Source organism: Mucilaginibacter pocheonensis, from assembly GCF_031456535.1.
GTDB lineage: Bacteria > Bacteroidota > Bacteroidia > Sphingobacteriales > Sphingobacteriaceae > Mucilaginibacter > Mucilaginibacter pocheonensis.
In genome coordinates, this window is record NZ_JAVDUU010000005.1 from 56,888 (window position 1) to 73,317 (window position 16,430).

Here is a 16,430-nt window from a genome sequence, read left to right on the forward strand (position 1 = left end):
GATTTATGCTATAGTTTAGTTATGTTTAATAGCTTTTCTTTTAAATGTCAATTAATGAAGTGGTTTTTCTGCCTTATACTATTTACGCTTACTAACGCCGTTGTAAGGGCCCAAACTTATACGCTTGATCATTACCTTGAACTTGCCAAAAGTAACAGTCCGCTGCTTAAGGATCTTAAAAATCAAATAGCTTCCAATCAACTGGATAGTTTACGCATCAGGGCAGGTTACAAACCACAGGTAAATGCTACCAGCGCCGGTCTTTACGCTCCTGTTAAAAATGGCTATGGCTACTCCGTAGCCATTACTAATGAACACACGTTAAACGCTTTGCTTGGCATAAATCAATCTTTAGATAGTAAAAAGAACATAGCAGCACAGGTTGATGCCATTTCCCTGCTGTCGCAATCAGTGGGTAACACCGCCAGGATATCTGAGCAGGACCTTAAAAAAGCTGTTACCGCACAATATATTACCGCTTATGGTAGCTTGTTACAGTTAAAATTTAACCAGGAAGTTGTTACCCTACTTAGCGGGGAAGAAGACCTGCTTAAAAAACTTACCCGTGCCAACGTTTACCGCCAAAGCGATTATCTTACATTTATTGTGACTTTAAAGCAACAACAATTACAGTTGCTACAATCGCGCATGCAATATAAAAATGACTATGCTATCCTCAATTATTTGGCTGGCGTAGCCGATACCAGCTATATTGAACTAAAGGAACCAGGCATTCAAAAAACCTTCACTCCGGATGCGGACAACAGCATATTTTTTAGCCAGTATAAATTGGATAGCCTTAAACTGGTAAACAGCCGCAGCCTTATCGATTTTGCATACAAACCTAAAATAAACCTTTTGGCCGATGGCGGTTATAATTCTGATTTTATGAGTCAGCCTTATAAAAATTTTGGCGTGAGTGTGGGCTTTAGCTTTACCCTGCCTGTTTACGATGGCGGTCAGCGTAAAATTCAATACCGCAAACTATCGCTGGAAGAAGATACCCGTAAAAGCTATAAAGCGTTTTTTGATACGCAATACCATCAGCAAATTGCCCAGCTAAAACAGCAAATTACCGGTAATGAAACCCTGCTGGCCCAAATAGATGAACAGATGAAATTCTCTGAAAGCCTGATCAAGGTAAATACTAAACTACTGCAAACCGGCGACCTGCGTATTGCCGACCTGGTGCTTGCCATTAACAATTACCTGAGCATTAAAAACCTTAAAACGCAAATCAACATCACCAATTTACAGCTTATTAATCAGTTAAACTACTGGAACCGATAATATGAAACCTAAACACATATATATAGTTGCCTGCCTTTTGACACTCTTGTTTTCATGCAAAAGCAAAGATGGGCCGGCTGGTGAGGAAGATGGCGCAATTGCATCACAAACGCCGGTTACAGTAACTACCATAAGCGACAGTACCCTGGTTGACTATGTTGACCTGAGCGCTACGTCTGTTTTTTTGCAAAAGAATTTTGTAAAGGCAAATGCCAACGGTTACATACAAAAAGTAAATACGCTGCCAGGGCATTATGTAAGTAAGGGTGAAACTATTTTCACCATAAAAACAAAGGAAGCTCAAAGTATAGGCAACAGCATCAACGTGTTGGATACCACTTTTAAATTTTCGGGAGTAAATCATATCAAAGCTCCGGGCAGCGGGTATATTACCCAGTTAAATCACCAACAGGGTGATTATGTGCAGGATGGTGAACAACTGGCCATAATAAGCGACCGTTCCAGCTTTGCGTTTGTAATGCAGCTGCCTTACGAAATGCGCCGCTATGTACAAAACAACCAGGATGTGCAATTGCTGTTGCCCGGCGGCGAAAAGCTAACCGGCAAAGTAAGCTCTGTAATGCCATCGGTTGATACCCTGTCGCAAACGCAGGGTATGGTGATCAGCGTGAATAATGCAAACCTGATCCCGGAAAACCTGGTAGCCAAAGCACGAATCATAAAATCGGCAAGGACGGGCACCATATCGCTGCCCAAAACAGCTGTACTCACCAACGAAACCCAGACGGAATTTTGGGTCATGAAACTTATTAACCCAACAACGGCCATTAAAATTCCTGTTACCAAAGGTATTGAAAGCGGCAACCGGGTAGAGATACTATCACCCAAATTCTCGGCGACCGATAAGATAGTAGTTAGCGGCAATTATGGGCTGGCCGATACAGCCAAAGTTAAAATTGTGCAGTAATGAACAAAGCAATAGATAAGGCAGAAAACATTTTCATTTTTTACAGGAAACCCCTCTTGCTGGTTTTATCGCTCATTTTAATGGGAGGTATATATGCTTATACCCAATTGCAAACCTCGCTTTTCCCCGAGATAACTTTTCCTAAAATAAAGGTTATTGCCGATGCTGGTTTGCAGCCGGTCAACAAAATGATGATCACGGTTACCAAACCGCTTGAAAATGCAATTAAACAGGTACCTGGTCTGCAGGTGGTGCGCAGCACAACCAGCCGGGGCAGCGCAGAAATATCAGCCTATATGGACTGGAGCGCGGATATTGACCTGAGCAAGCAACAGATAGAATCGCAGATAGCCAAAATACAAAACACTTTGCCGCCGGAGGTAAACATATCTGTCGAGAAAATGAACCCCTCTATTTTACCCGTAAGCGGCTATACACTGGAAAGCCATGAGCGGTCGGCTATTGAGCTAAAGCAACTGGCCACTTTTACGGTTAAACCATTTTTATCGCAGGTGAGCGGTGTGTCTGAAATAAGGGTAATAGGCGGTAAAACAAAAGAATACTGGCTGGTACTTAACAAAGAAAGGATGACGGCCCTGTCTTTAACGCCGGATATGATCAGCAATACGCTTAGCCAAACCAACTTTATAAAATCAGAGGGCTATTTATCTGATTATAAGATGCTCTACCTCACGGTAACTGACGCTACAGTGAACGCTAAAGATCAGCTGGAAAATATGGTGATCAGCAATAACCGAAAACGGGTTATACAGCTTAAAGATATTGCAAATGTGCAAATAAGCGAAGGCATTGAGTACACCAAAATAAACGCCAACGGACACGATGGGGTACTTATAGCGGTTGTTAAACAACCCGCCGCCAACCTGATATCGCTATCAACGGATATGGACCAAAAGATAGCTGCGCTGCAAAAAATATTGCCCAAAGACGTATCCATAAAACCTTATTATGTACAAGCCGATTTTGTTAACGAGTCAATCAAAAGCGTTACGGACAGCGTATGGGTAGGTTTATTATTAGCCATTATAGTGGCCGTTATTTTTCTTCGTTCATTAAAGGCAAGCCTCACTATACTGATCACAATACCCATTACCCTGTGCTTTACCCTTATTGTGTTGTATGTAATTGGTTATACCTTTAACATCATGACGCTGGGCGCAATTGCCGCCGCCATAGGTTTAATAATTGATGACGCCATTGTGGTTGTTGAACAAATTCACCGTACGCATGAAGAACATCCGGATGAACCAACCAGCAGACTGCTAAAAAAAGCTATCGATTACCTGTTTCCGGCTATGGTTGGCTCATCTATAAGTACTATAGTAATATTTATACCCTTTTTATTGATGACAGGGGTAGCTGGGGCTTACTTTAAAGTAATGACCAATGCTATGATCATTACCCTCATTTGCTCATTCCTGGTAACCTGGATAGGGCTGCCGGTCATATACCTGTTCCTTACCCGCAACCATCACGGCCATTCCGCAAACGCAAAAGAGCAAACACACGAGGTAAAGCGGCTGGGCTGGGTCTCTTTTTTTATTCTGCGACCGGTAGTGAGCATAGCGATCGTACTGATACTGACAGCAGCAATTATTTTTATACCATCCAGGCTCGAAACCGGTTTTTTGCCTGACATGGATGAAGGCGCCATTGTACTTGATTACACATCGCCGCCGGGAACATCGCTCCAGGAAACCGATCGTATGTTGAGGGAAGTAGAAAAGATCATCACCAGCCACCCGGACGTTGCTGCTTATTCGCGCAGAACAGGTACACAAATGGGTTTCTTTATTACCGAGCCAAATACCGGCGATTATCTGATACAACTCAAAAAAAAACGGGACAAAACAACTGAAGAGGTAACCAGCGATCTGCGGGCAGCTATTGAAAAAACACAGCCGGCCCTGCGGGTTGACTTCGGACAAGTGATAGCCGACATGCTGGGCGATCTGATGAGCTCGACCCAACCCATAGAGATAAAGGTTTTTGGTGATGACCAACAGGTGCTGCAAACACTTTCCAAACAAGTGGCGGCCGAGGTTAGCTCTGTAAAAGGTACAGCCGATGTTTTTGACGGCATTGTAATAGCAGGCCCTTCGGTAAATATTATGCCCGATTATACCAAACTTGCACAATACAATATTACACCGGCCAACCTGCAATTCCAGGCCCAAACGGCTCTTGACGGCAATATTGTTGGCAATTTGTACGAAACCCGACAGTTATCGCCTATCCGTATGGTTTACCCGGGCAACCGGTCATTAAACATCAGCCAGATAAAAAATCTGGATATATTTTTGGCCAATGGTAAATTAATACCCATTGGCCAGCTGGCCAGGGTGGAGATAAAAGGGGGCGAAGCAGAAATTAATCGCCAGGACCTGCAATCAATGGGTGTGGTTACGGCCCGCCTGGAAAACAGCGACCTGGGCACCGTAATACCTGCTATTCAAAAAAATATAGCCAACCATGTGAACCTGCCCCGCGGCTACCACGTGGAATATGGCGGGGCTTATGCCGAGCAACAACAATCGTTTAACGAACTTTTGACTATCCTCGTCACTTCAAGCTTATTGGTTTTTGCAGTGATCCTGTTCCTGTTCAAGCAGTTCAGGATAGCATTTTTGATACTTGCTATGGCTATTTTAGGAATTGCAGGCAGCTTTTTAGCTTTATGTATTACCAATACCCCGCTCAATGTAGGTAGCTACACCGGTCTTATCATGATTGTGGGTATTATTGGCGAAAATGCCATATTCACCTTGTTACAGTTTAAAGAAAGCGCAAAAGAAAAAAGTGTTGACGAGGCTATTATCTATTCCATATCAACCCGCCTCAGGCCCAAGTTAATGACCGCGTTAGGTGCTATTATAGCACTTACACCGCTGGCACTGGGCATTGGCGCGGGTGCGCAACTACATCAGCCACTGGCTATTGCGGTTATTGGCGGTTTTTTAGCGGCGTTGCCTTTATTGCTGATAGTTTTGCCAAGTATGCTGCGTATAATCTACCGTTCGGGGAACGTACATCCGGAATTGCATAGCCATGAAAACAGCATTTAATATGTACAGCCTTTCTACAGAATTAACGCTGATATTTAGTGATAAATCATCACAACAATTATGAAAAAGTTTATTTTGGGTTTGATAATAATAGCTGCAGGCTTAATGCCTTTAATGTTAAAGGCACAAACCTATGTTGCCGACAAGACCATAGCTTTACCCGGCGACGGTGGCTATGACTACCTGGCCATTGATAAAGTAAACCGTCGTTTATATGTGTCGCACGGTACGCAGGTAAATGTTATTGACCTGGCTACCGAAAAACCTATTGGTTTGGTTGATAACATGAAAGGCGTTCATGGCATAGCCATTGTAAATAAACTAAACCGCGGATTTATCAGCGATGGTAAAGCAAACTCGATTGTGGTCTTTGATCTAAAAACGTTTAAGGTGATAGCTACCATACCTTTAACCAATGCCAACGGACCGGATGCCATTATGTACGATCCTTATGCCGACCGGGTTTTCAGTTTTAATGGCGAAAGTAACAATTCATCGGTCATTGATCCAGCCAGCCTTAAACAGGTGGGTACAATTGACCTGGGCGGCGCGCCTGAATTTGCCGTAGCCGATGGTAAGGGGAAAATTTACAACAATTTGGAAGATAAAAGCAGCCTGGATGTAATTGATAGCAAAACGCTAAAGGTTGTTAAAACATACCCTTTAGCGCCATGCGGCGGTCCCACAGGTTTGGCATTGGATATAACCAACAAGCGTTTGTTTACGGTTTGCCGCGAAAACAAAGGTGTAAGTGTAGTTGATATTAACACCGGCAAGGTGATCACTACTTTACCTATAGGTGCCGGTGTTGATGCCGTGGCTTATGACCCTGAAATAAAATTGATATTCTGTTCCTGCGGCGATGGTACAACTACCATTATTAAGCAAAAAACCGCTGATGACTATCATATTGTACAGGTACTTAAAACAGGCGATCGTGCCAGAACCATGGTACTTGACAATCAAACTCATAAAATTTACTTAAGTTTAGCCCAGTTTGAGCCCGGAACAAGAAAAGCATTGCCCAATACCTTTAAAGTACTGGTTTTCAAGCAACCATAAACTAATCGTATATAAAATATTCGTGAAATGTTTATGAAGTTTTGCTTCATTTGATAATTTTTTACGATAAAATGATATTTTAGAGACGTTATTGGTATATTTAACGTTTCTAAAATTATATGATTAAGAAAACTGATTTCGTTTACTCCCAGGAGTCTGAACCTCATCGTATCCGTACAAAAAAAATTTTAAAACAATTTCCACAGTTACGCAAACTAATAGGTAAAAACCCCAATACCATATTTGCCATTATTGGCCTGGTAACTTTTCAGGTGGTTTTAGCCTGGTTTTTACGCGACCAGTCATGGTGGCTTATTTTTGGCGCAGCTTATTTATTAGGTGCCTTTGCCGATCATGCTTTGTTTGTGATGATCCACGAGTGTACTCACCAACTGTTATTTAAAAACCGTAATGCCAACCGCTGGGCCTCTATGTTTGCCAATTTGCCGCAAATATTGCCAAGCGCTATATCGTTCGAAAAATATCATATCAAGCACCACTCTTTTCAGGGTGTTCATGAGCTTGATGCCGATCTGCCCAACAAATGGGAAGCAAAACTGATCAACAATTCATTTTTTGGCAAAGCGCTGTGGCTGTTATTTTTCCCGGTGTTTCAGCTTTTCCGTTTGTCAAGACTAAGAGAGATCCATCCTATTGATGGCTGGATAGTTACCAACTTTGTGTTGCAGGCAGTATTTACTACCGCAATATGGTACTTTATGGGCTGGCCGGCAATTGCATTCCTGTTGTTAAGTTTTTCTTTTTCGGTTGGCCTACACCCACTGGGTGCCCGCTGGATACAGGAGCACTATCTTACCCATAGCGTTGAGCAGGAAACGTACAGCTATTATGGCAATTTTAATGCTGTGGCCTTTAACGTAGGTTTCCATAATGAGCATCATGATTTTCCTTCTATACCATGGAATAAACTGCCCGAAATAAGAAAGACAGCACCTGAATATTATGACACGCTGTATTATCATACTTCGTGGACCAAACTGTTTTTACGCTTCCTTTTTGATCGCGAAATATCATTATTTAACCGCATACTGCGTAAAGACCGCGGCCGGGTGGCGCTAACAGACATATCAAAACCCGATATTGATCTGACTAAAGCAACGGATACTTTAAAGCCTGAACTGGCAAAGTAAAATCATAAAAAGGGCCTTATAAAGGCCCTTTTTATTTTAAATACAAATCATAAAAAAAATTATAAACACTTGTAAAAGTCTATGTTAAATTTATTATAATTGCTAATATTTTTAGTAAAATGAATATACTAAGCATAGCAGATCAACTCATTATATTCAGCCGTTATATAGGGCAGCAGGTTGTGATCAACAGCCTTTTAAACAATGAGATAAGCACAGGTACCCTTACCGGCGTAAAACAAAACGGAATATTAGTTAATGCGGATAACGTAAGCCGGTGGATACCGTTTTATGATAATTTTAGGATATGTGAGGTTAAGCTGTTGCTAAAGCCATTAAAAAAATTAACGCCCGACATTATCACCGCGGCCAATAATTTGCCGGTACAAGCTTTTATAACCCCCTATTACCAGCAACTGGGCTTTGATATGCCTGTTTTTATTTCGCCTGGCCATACCTGTAATTCGCGCTACGTACAGGAACTAAACCTTGCCGACTATCGTTCGGCCGAGGAGATCTGCCAGCAAAATGCACTTCTGCTTGCTTTTGAATCGGCCTGAAAAAATCGTCATCCCCGCGGGTGTTACTCATGCAGACTGGTGTATTTATTTTGTACTAAACCGGTCATCTTTTGCACATTAAGCTGGCAATTAATACAATCTTCATAATATTTTGGTTTATTTGCGTTGTTATTTGCAACAAATAATATGAGCAGATCAAAAAAATTAAAATTAATTGTGCCTTTTATCACCCTGTTATTTATGGGGGCCTTTGCCAAGCACAGGTTATTTGACAAAAAGACGCAAACAGGTACGCTCAGCAGCAAACAAATGGATGAAACATCCGGTATAGTGGCATCGTCCATCAACCCTGATATTTATTATGTACATAATGACAGCGGCGATACGAGCCGTTTTTTTGCTATAACTCCAGATGGTAAATTAAAAACCACAATTTATTTCACCGGCGATAAAACTGTACCCTTAGGCGTACGCGATTGCGAAGATATAGCCGTTGGTCCCGGACCGGTTAAAGGTAAAAGCTACGTGTACATAGGCGATATTGGTGATAACGATAACAGATGGGACCATATTACCATTTACCGTATACCCGAAAAAAAATCATGGGTAACCGACAACCTGAGCAATGTAACAGCAGTACCTATCCAATTTAGATACCCCGACGGCCCCAAAGATGCGGAAGCCATGATGGTTGATCCGGTTGAAAAACTGTTCTATATAGTTACCAAACGCACTGATACAGTAACCGTTTACACTGCGCCGCTAAAAACCAATCCTAAGGACACTGTCGTTCTGACTAAAAGGGCGAGGTTATTTTTCCCGGGTTTCAGGCCGTTTAAATGGATAACAGCCGGCGATATTTCAAAAGACGGCCTGCAGGTATTATTAAAAAGCTACGAAAAGGTTTACTACTGGCGTCGTAAGCCACATGAGCACCTTTGGGATGCGATGGTAAGAAAACCAAAGGAACTATCATACAAGGCAGAAAAACAAGGCGAGGCCATAGGTTTTACTCCCGATGGCAAAGGTTACTACACTACCAGTGAAGGTGTTTTTGCACCCATTTATTATTATGAAACCCCTGATTAGTTTCTCTCTTCTCTATTTGCAACGCTGAGGTCTTAAATTGGCAAAACCAAAAAAGCTATTTAAATAAAAGCAACTGGCCATTGTTGTATAAGAACCCGACCTAAGGGGAAGGGCTTTAAACAAAAAATCTCCCCCGGCTGGGAGAGATTTAAGGAAAGCTTTGCAAACAGGAGTTTTGCTACGTCAGTATGACAAGCTTTATAATCACGGCTATTTTTCTACCTTAACCAGCAACACTCCGTGAGGGGCCACTTTGGCGCTAAAAGTTTTACCTGTTGTTACTATATATTTTTGCTGCCACACGTCTCTGAATTTGGTATAGTCCTTTAGTGCAGGATCATTTTTATCAAGGCTTATGGTTTGGTATTTATCTGATAAATTAAATAACCCGATAGCTTTGCTGCCATCCTTAAGGTCTTTTACCCATATTTGGTAATCATCTTTTTTAACATACTGACTTGCTCCCTTGCCTAATGCGTCCTGGTCAATGGCCAGTACCTCATCATTAGTAAGCAAATTAAGCGTAAACTTATCCAGCTGCCCCATATCGCAACCAATTAATAATGGCGATGAAAGTAAGCTCCATAAGCTGATGTGGGTGTACTGCTCATCGTAAGTAAGGTGTGTATTGTGCAAACTTGGGCCCCACCCTACTTTGCCTACAACCAGCATATCAGGATCATTAAAATTCCCGGGCTGTGAAAAAGGAGCCGCCTTATCCTGATTAAAACCAATAGACGATAAACTGCGCCAGTTATCCTGTATATCGCCGGTAGTGCGCCAGCTGTTGCCGCCTACGCTGGCTCCCCATTCCCATACATTACCCCAGCCATACTGGCACAGGCTGTACATGATGTCGCGGTTTATTTTATCTAACGATCCGCGCATTACCTCATAAGGTTTTTTTAGCCCGGCCAAGTCAGGGTGCGGTATAATTTCAGAGTAAGAGCACCAGTCATATTTCAGGTAATCAATACCCCAGTCGCCATAAGTTTGCGCGTCCTGGTCTTCATGCTGCCAGCTGCCCAAAAAGCCACCGCAGGTACGCGGCCCCGGCGATGAATATATACCCATGCGCAAACCCAAACCATGTACATAATCGGTGAGCCCTTTCATGTCCGGGAATTTACTGTTTGCAGCTATTTTGCCGTCGGGCAGGCGCTTTTCGGCTTCCCATCCATCGTCAATATTAACATAAGCCCAGCCATGCGCGCTTAGCCTGTCGGCCATGGCTTTGGCCGATACACGTACTTTTTTATCATCAACGCTTAAGCCCCAGGCGTTCCAACTATTCCAGCCCAATGCCGGTGTTAAGCCAATTTTGTCGCCAATGATGATAGTAAATGCTTTTGTTTTACTACCCAACCTGTTACTTACCGTAAAAGTTACCGGATAATTGCCTTTTTGAGTCACTACTCCGGTAACAATGCCTGTGGCGGCATCAAGCTTTAAACCTTCTGGTAAACCCTGCGCTTTATAGGTCAGTGGCTTTTGTCCGGTTGCTGGTATCAGGTACAAAAACGGGTTACCCGGACGCGCGCCAAAAACATCGGCCCCGTTTATTTTTGGTTTTGCCGATGGATAAGGGGTAAGGATATAAGGGCTTGTTTCGGTTTTAACCAATGTTTTACCTGATTTTTCATCGGTAAAAGTATAGGTAATGTTGTATGATTTTTTTTCTAAGCGGGCTATTTCAAACGTATAAGTAAATGGTTTGCCGGTTGTAAACGTGGCATCGTTTGTTTTCTCATATAAAACAGTGTTGGTTTCAGGATCAGTTACCTTAAAGGCTAATTTGCCTTTATAATTATAATGATTGGTAGTAACAAGTTTAATAGATTTACTAAGGCTATTGCGATCGCCATAGTTAAAATCGGCCTCGTTATCCACACTTACCTGATCCATAACATCGGCAATGGCAATGCTAAAGTTAGTACCATATATGCCGCCATCACCGCCGGTGTCAAAAATGCGAACAGCCAGAACATTTTCCTTATCCCATAAAATGGCCGGGTTGTTGGCCGCAATGGTATAGGTACGCGGGCCGTAAAAGCCTCCGGTTTTAATATCGCCGGTTTTGCCACCAAATTTACCTATCAGTTTGCCGTTAAGGTAAACCTCGTCATTATCATCAACACTGCCCAGGTTAATCCGCACACTGTCTTTTAAAAATGCTTTTTCTTTTAATGATGAAGGGATAACTACATGTATCCGGTACCAGCCAAATCCATCATAATTGGGATGTCCTTCCTGCTCCCAGTTTTTGAATACATCAACAGACTGCCAGTGCTGATCATTAAAAGCAGGCGACGCCCATTGTGCCGAATCGCCTACAGCCAGCTTCCATCCTTTATTTAATGGAATATCCTGCGCCCCGGCTTTTAAAAAGCCTGCAACCAGGCTGATAAGTACAAGTAACTTTTTCATTCAGATAATTTATTTAGGTAAAGTGTTAATACATTTAACTTGTTGAGGAAAAACAAACATGCTGCGGCACATCATGAATAATAAACAGGCACTCTTTTTCATAATTGGTTTAACGCATGAAATGTTAAAGTTACATTTTTTGGGAATATATGAAATGTGCATTTTACAATTATTAAATCTTTAACAAAAACTTCCACCATTTACATTAAAATTTAACTTCCTGTTCACAATCAGTTTCAATGAGGGTTTTACTTTTAAGTATTTGAAAAACAACACTCATGAAAAGAACATTTTTAACAACTGCACTGTTAATTTGCTGCTTTTTAGCCAGTTTTGCAGCTATTGCCGATTTTTCGGGGATGTGGACCGGCACTTTAAAAACTGACACCGGCGAGATATATCCCCTGCTTTATAATTTTAAAGTAGATGGCGATAAACTAACCGGTACCGCCAAAACACCCAAAGGCGACCTGCCTATTGACGATGGTAAAATAACCGGTACCGATTTTAAGTTTACCGTAACATTAGGTGACATGGAAATTGAACACACCGGAAAATTCTATGACGATTCTGTTAGCGTTGATATTGCAGCCGATGGTGCCAAAGCACATACTACGCTGCTGAGGAAAAAGTAAAAATATGTCATCCTTAGCGCCTCAGGATGACATATTTTTAATTGCGGGCCGTTAACGTACGGAACCTACTTATCGTCCGTAGTGTCGCGTTCTACCAGGTCCATACCGCATTTGGGACAAACGCCGGGTTTATCTGCACTTACACCAGGGTGCATGGTACAGGTGTATTTTCCTTTCTTCTGTTTGCTTTCTGAGGAATGGTCAGCCTTGTTATTGTTATTACAGGCGTTAAAAGTACTTAATGCCAATGCGGCCAAAGCAAAAATTATAATAGATTTTTTCATGATTATTTATTTTTAATAAAAGAGGCAAAACCAAACAGCGATACTACCAGCACGCCCAGTGCTGCCACCATACTTACCAGGTCGCGAATATCCTTACCGGCCCAGGCCATACCAAAATATTTATGCAGAAAAATAAACGACAGCCCCTCGGCCCTATCAATACCGGCAACTTTGGCGGCCAGTTTTGATGTAGTGGTCTCGATATACCAGTTGTCGCCATTAGGATAGCTAACCCGTTCAACCGGCAGGCGCTTATTAATAAAGCCATATTCATTATCAAACTGCCTGATCACATCTACCTTAACCCTCCCCTTAAATGTTTTTAAGCCAGAGGCCGCTGTGTGATAATAATTGCTTAAGAACCGGGCGTAATCCTCATCGCCAAGTTCCCGTGCTTTGCCGGTTAAGGCATCAAAATATAATACTTGTTTTTTGTTATCGAGCACCTGGTAATAGGTGTTGCCATAAAAATTCACGATGCCTGTCTTTTTAATTACACTATCGGCCACGGGCAAGGCCAGGTTTGATACCCCCAATTGTTTGCGGCTGATCACCTGCCCGTAATCTACTTTTTCAGGCTCATTATTATATAGTTTTACAGCCAGATGGAATGCACCGCTTATCACAAACGTAAACATCACAAAAGATACGATAAGCCCTATCTGCCGGTGAAAACGATGTATAAAGCGTTTATCCTCCGTGCTCCTGGCTTTTTGGCTTTGCCTCATGGCCTTAAACTTTTTCCAAAACATGCCGTATATGGTTAGCCCACTAATAAGCGAACAAAGCATTATACACATAATAACCAGCAGGAACACATTACGAAAAGTATCGCCGGCCATAACAGCCAAAAACTGCCAGGTATGAAACTGCTCAAACAGCCACAAAAATGCTTTGCGGGTATTGTTATTAAATGTGCCCATCCGGCTTTGGCCGGTTTCAACGTAAACATCCATCCCATCGGGGCGGTTAAATGAAACCTTCCAAACAGGCAGCAGGTGATTAATGGGCTGATATTCATCGTCGAAAGCAGTTTGCAACCGCATACTTTTCAAGGACGATACAGAATCCTGCGTAAAAAACCGGGCCAGGTATTCGGCGTATTGTGCATCGCCATTGGGCAGTAATACCCCATCCATAGCCGAATAATATTTGTAAACACTGTCACGGCCCAGCACCTGGTAATAGGAGCCCTTCTTAAAGTTTATCAAACTAAAATTCCTTAATTCGCTCAGGTTATTTTTATCCATTATTTGCTGAATGGATAAAACCGGTTTTATTTCGCTTTGCAATAAGGGTTTGAACACTTCTTTAGCGATCTGCGGCCTGAACCAGTTTGACATAAAAGGGTGCGACAGACCGCTCAACGTCCAGAAGATCACCGGTACCAGGGCTATTAAACCCAGTACACGGTGCCATTTATAAAAGCTGCTTTTTATTGCTGATGATGCCATAATTAATATTTTGAAAAAGAATAGCTGATGCCCAAAGTGTAAGTACGCGGCGGAGCAGCGTTATAGGTATCGCCATACTGGTTGCTGGTTACCGTGGTAGCGTATAACTTATTGGTTAAATTCAATACATTGAACCAGATGCCCGCGCTTTTTAATACGCTGCTTTTTATATCATAGCCTAAACGCAGGTTATAAGTATCATAGCCATTGTAGGCTTTGGTATTAGCCGGGTTAGTATAGTACTGGTTAATGTGCTGCCATTCTGTAGCTATCCTGAAACCTGACAGGTACTCCGGTTTGTAGGTAAGCTCAGAATTTGCTATCCATGCAGGCGCATTGCTCATGCGGTTGCCATTATAGCTGATCACTGTGCTGGCACCGGTAGCGTAATTGCTGCTAACCTCACTATACTCCACATAAGTATGCCTTGCATTGGTGCCGCTAAACCTGAAGGTTAATTCCTGTACCGGAGCGAGTGTTAAAGCATACTCAATACCCCGATGACGGGTAGCGCCCGCGTTTTGGTTTTGCGTGGTATTATCGGGCAGTAACTGGTTAATGATCTCGTTATGGCCTTCCAGGTCAAATACGCTTAGCTCAAAATACAGCTTTTTATCAAACGCCGAAAACCAGCCTCCTACTTCGTAATTATTAAAAGTAGCCTGTTTAAGAGGAGTTAATTGACGGGAACTGTACAGGTCGCCGGTTTCGGGCGGCTGAAAGCCTACACTATAGTTGGCGTAAAAACCCTTATTGCTGCCCAGGTTGTAGGTTAGGCCCAGCTTAGGCGCCAAAATATTAAAATTATTGGTTTCCTGCTGTTTGTATTTGGTGCTTCCGGCAGGCAGGCCATTGGTAAAATCATAGTGCACACGGTCATATCGCAGGCCGCCTACAATGCGCAGGGCGGCAACAGGCTTTATCTCATACTGTATATAAGCCGCTGTATTGAACAGTTTAATGCGGTAGTCATCAATATACCGGCCTGTATTAGTAAAGCCGGTGTAATAGTTGTTCTGCACATCTTTATCAATGTTCAAAAACTGCGCATAGTATGAACTCGGGCTATCGTCCACATAAGCACCGGCTATAAGGCGCGAGTTAAGGAAATCAAAATCGGCACGGTGTTGAGCCAGTAAGCCATAGCTTTTGAATTTTTGATCATTAACCTGCCCGTTCGAGCTCAGGTACTTCCCGGCATTATCCCGCACATCGGCTATATAATAACTGGGCAGCTGCGCGGTAGAGTTATCCCGGAAAAACAGGGTTATAAAAGTGCTGTTCCTGTTGTTCCACTCATGATCCAAACGGGTACTTGCCCTAAACGATTTTACCTTACGGTAGGTAAACCGCGAATTGGAACCATAACTTCGGTTGTAAAAACGAGCGCTATCTAAACTGCCGGGAGTTTGCGTGTTCAGGTAATTATAGGCCGCTGCCGCGGTTAAACGTGTGGCGGAATTAAAATCATACGTGGTTTTAATATTGCCCGAATATTTATCAAAGTCAGAATAATCCTGCCAGCTGTTTTTTTGGTGGGCAATATACCCGCCAGCGTATAAACCGAATTTGCCCCGGCTAAAACCACCATCAGCGTCAACACGGCGGTAATGGTAATTATCGCCCTGCACAGATACGTTACCTGCATAACCAGATGGCGGCCCCTGCGTTATAAAATTAACCGCGCCGCCAATAGAATTACTGCCATAAAGCGATGAAGCCGGACCCTTGATCACCTCAATATCCTTAACGCCCGACATATTGATCTCATAAAGTGAATTATGATTAAAAATGCCCGTAGGGCGTATGGGCAAGCCATCTTCCATATACAGGTAAAGCGCGTTGTAGGTAATAGGCTGGCGTATGGCCATGGTATGCTGTTCGTTGCCCAGGTTTACCATATAAACCCCGGCTACCTTGTTTAATAACTGGTACAGGGCCGTTGCTTTGGTATCTTTAATTTGGGTGGAGTTTATTTTGCTGATTGCAATGGGGGCATCCTGCCGGGCCTGCCCTTCCCTGCTTGCCGTTACCACCACTGGCTGCAGATCAACGATTGATGGTTCAAGCGCTATGTTAAGGCTTTGGCCTTTTAAAGCAGCCACCTCAATAATGCGGGCATTGTAACCAACCATAACAAATTTTAGTTTGGTAATACCCCCGGCATTAGCGGTAAAATGGCCCCTGGCATTGGTTGTGCTCAATTTTACGCCATTGCCGGTACCGGCTTCACAAACAGATGCTCCTGCCAGCGCCTCGTGCGTATAGGCATCGGTAACGGTTCCCTGTAAAGTGGTTTGGCTATAAAGCCGGGTATAAATAGATAATAAAAGTATAAGCAGACTTAGATATTTTTTCATGTATAGTATATCAGAAGCTATCGCTCCGTGTATAAGATTTTTAGTATAGAACATGGGTGTTCCCGGATGTTTGGACGAATTGGATAGTGTTATGCTGAACCTGCAAAACCTTGGTGTGCGGGCATTTGCGCGCAATCCGTTTG

General features: G+C 42.8%; 12 protein-coding genes. 8 read left to right on the top strand and 4 right to left on the bottom strand.

Annotated elements, in window-relative coordinates; all coding sequences use genetic code 11:
• Nucleotides 1-54: 54 nt before the first annotated feature.
• The 7 genes from J2W55_RS23315 to J2W55_RS23345 all read left to right on the top strand — a co-directional run bounded on the left by J2W55_RS23315 (nucleotide 55) and on the right by J2W55_RS23345 (nucleotide 9,127).
• Nucleotides 55-1,290, top strand: a complete 1,236-nt coding sequence (locus tag J2W55_RS23315; RefSeq protein ID WP_310102008.1) for a TolC family protein — start codon at nucleotides 55-57, stop codon at nucleotides 1,288-1,290.
• A gap of 1 nt (nucleotide 1,291) precedes the next feature.
• Nucleotides 1,292-2,218, top strand: coding sequence for an efflux RND transporter periplasmic adaptor subunit (locus J2W55_RS23320; protein WP_310102011.1), 927 nt, complete (start codon nucleotides 1,292-1,294; stop codon nucleotides 2,216-2,218).
• A complete protein-coding gene (locus tag J2W55_RS23325) occupies nucleotides 2,218-5,304 on the top strand; it encodes an efflux RND transporter permease subunit (protein ID WP_310102014.1) in 3,087 nt (1,028 codons plus the stop codon). Before J2W55_RS23320 ends, J2W55_RS23325 begins: the two co-directional genes overlap by 1 nt.
• Nucleotides 5,305-5,364: 60 nt before the next feature.
• Complete coding sequence (locus J2W55_RS23330) at nucleotides 5,365-6,366, top strand: YncE family protein (protein ID WP_310102017.1); 1,002 nt, start codon at nucleotides 5,365-5,367, stop codon at nucleotides 6,364-6,366.
• A 119-nt stretch (nucleotides 6,367-6,485) separates the two neighbouring features.
• Nucleotides 6,486-7,517, top strand: a complete 1,032-nt coding sequence (locus tag J2W55_RS23335) for a fatty acid desaturase (protein WP_310102019.1) — start codon at nucleotides 6,486-6,488, stop codon at nucleotides 7,515-7,517.
• Nucleotides 7,518-7,636: 119 nt separating this feature from the next.
• Nucleotides 7,637-8,077, top strand: coding sequence for a hypothetical protein (locus tag J2W55_RS23340; protein ID WP_310102022.1), 441 nt, complete (start codon nucleotides 7,637-7,639; stop codon nucleotides 8,075-8,077).
• 147 nt (nucleotides 8,078-8,224) lie between these two features.
• Entirely contained in the window at nucleotides 8,225-9,127 is a 903-nt protein-coding gene (locus J2W55_RS23345) for a YjiK family protein (RefSeq protein ID WP_310102025.1), read from the top strand.
• Nucleotides 9,128-9,337: 210 nt separating this feature from the next.
• On the opposite strand, the gene J2W55_RS23350 is transcribed toward J2W55_RS23345, so the two are convergent.
• Nucleotides 9,338-11,554, bottom strand: coding sequence for a putative Ig domain-containing protein (locus J2W55_RS23350; RefSeq protein WP_310102028.1), 2,217 nt, complete (start codon nucleotides 11,552-11,554; stop codon nucleotides 9,338-9,340).
• A gap of 278 nt (nucleotides 11,555-11,832) precedes the next feature.
• Between J2W55_RS23350 and J2W55_RS23355 the strand changes: the two genes are divergently transcribed.
• On the top strand, nucleotides 11,833-12,189 hold the full coding sequence (locus J2W55_RS23355) for a hypothetical protein (protein WP_310102031.1): 357 nt from the start codon (nucleotides 11,833-11,835) through the stop codon (nucleotides 12,187-12,189).
• 65 nt (nucleotides 12,190-12,254) lie between these two features.
• Here the strand turns inward: J2W55_RS23355 and J2W55_RS23360 are convergent, their stop codons facing one another.
• The 3 genes from J2W55_RS23360 to J2W55_RS23370 are packed head-to-tail and all read right to left on the bottom strand — an operon-like array spanning nucleotide 12,255 to nucleotide 16,287.
• A complete protein-coding gene (locus tag J2W55_RS23360) occupies nucleotides 12,255-12,473 on the bottom strand; it encodes a heavy metal-binding domain-containing protein (RefSeq protein ID WP_310102035.1) in 219 nt (72 codons plus the stop codon).
• A 2-nt stretch (nucleotides 12,474-12,475) separates the two neighbouring features.
• Nucleotides 12,476-13,927, bottom strand: a complete 1,452-nt coding sequence (locus J2W55_RS23365) for a PepSY domain-containing protein (protein WP_310102037.1) — start codon at nucleotides 13,925-13,927, stop codon at nucleotides 12,476-12,478.
• 2 nt (nucleotides 13,928-13,929) lie between these two features.
• The gene (locus J2W55_RS23370; protein ID WP_310102040.1) at nucleotides 13,930-16,287 is read right to left on the bottom strand and encodes a TonB-dependent receptor; all 2,358 of its coding nucleotides are present in this window, start codon (nucleotides 16,285-16,287) and stop codon (nucleotides 13,930-13,932) included.
• Between the last annotated feature and the right edge of the window lie 143 nt (nucleotides 16,288-16,430).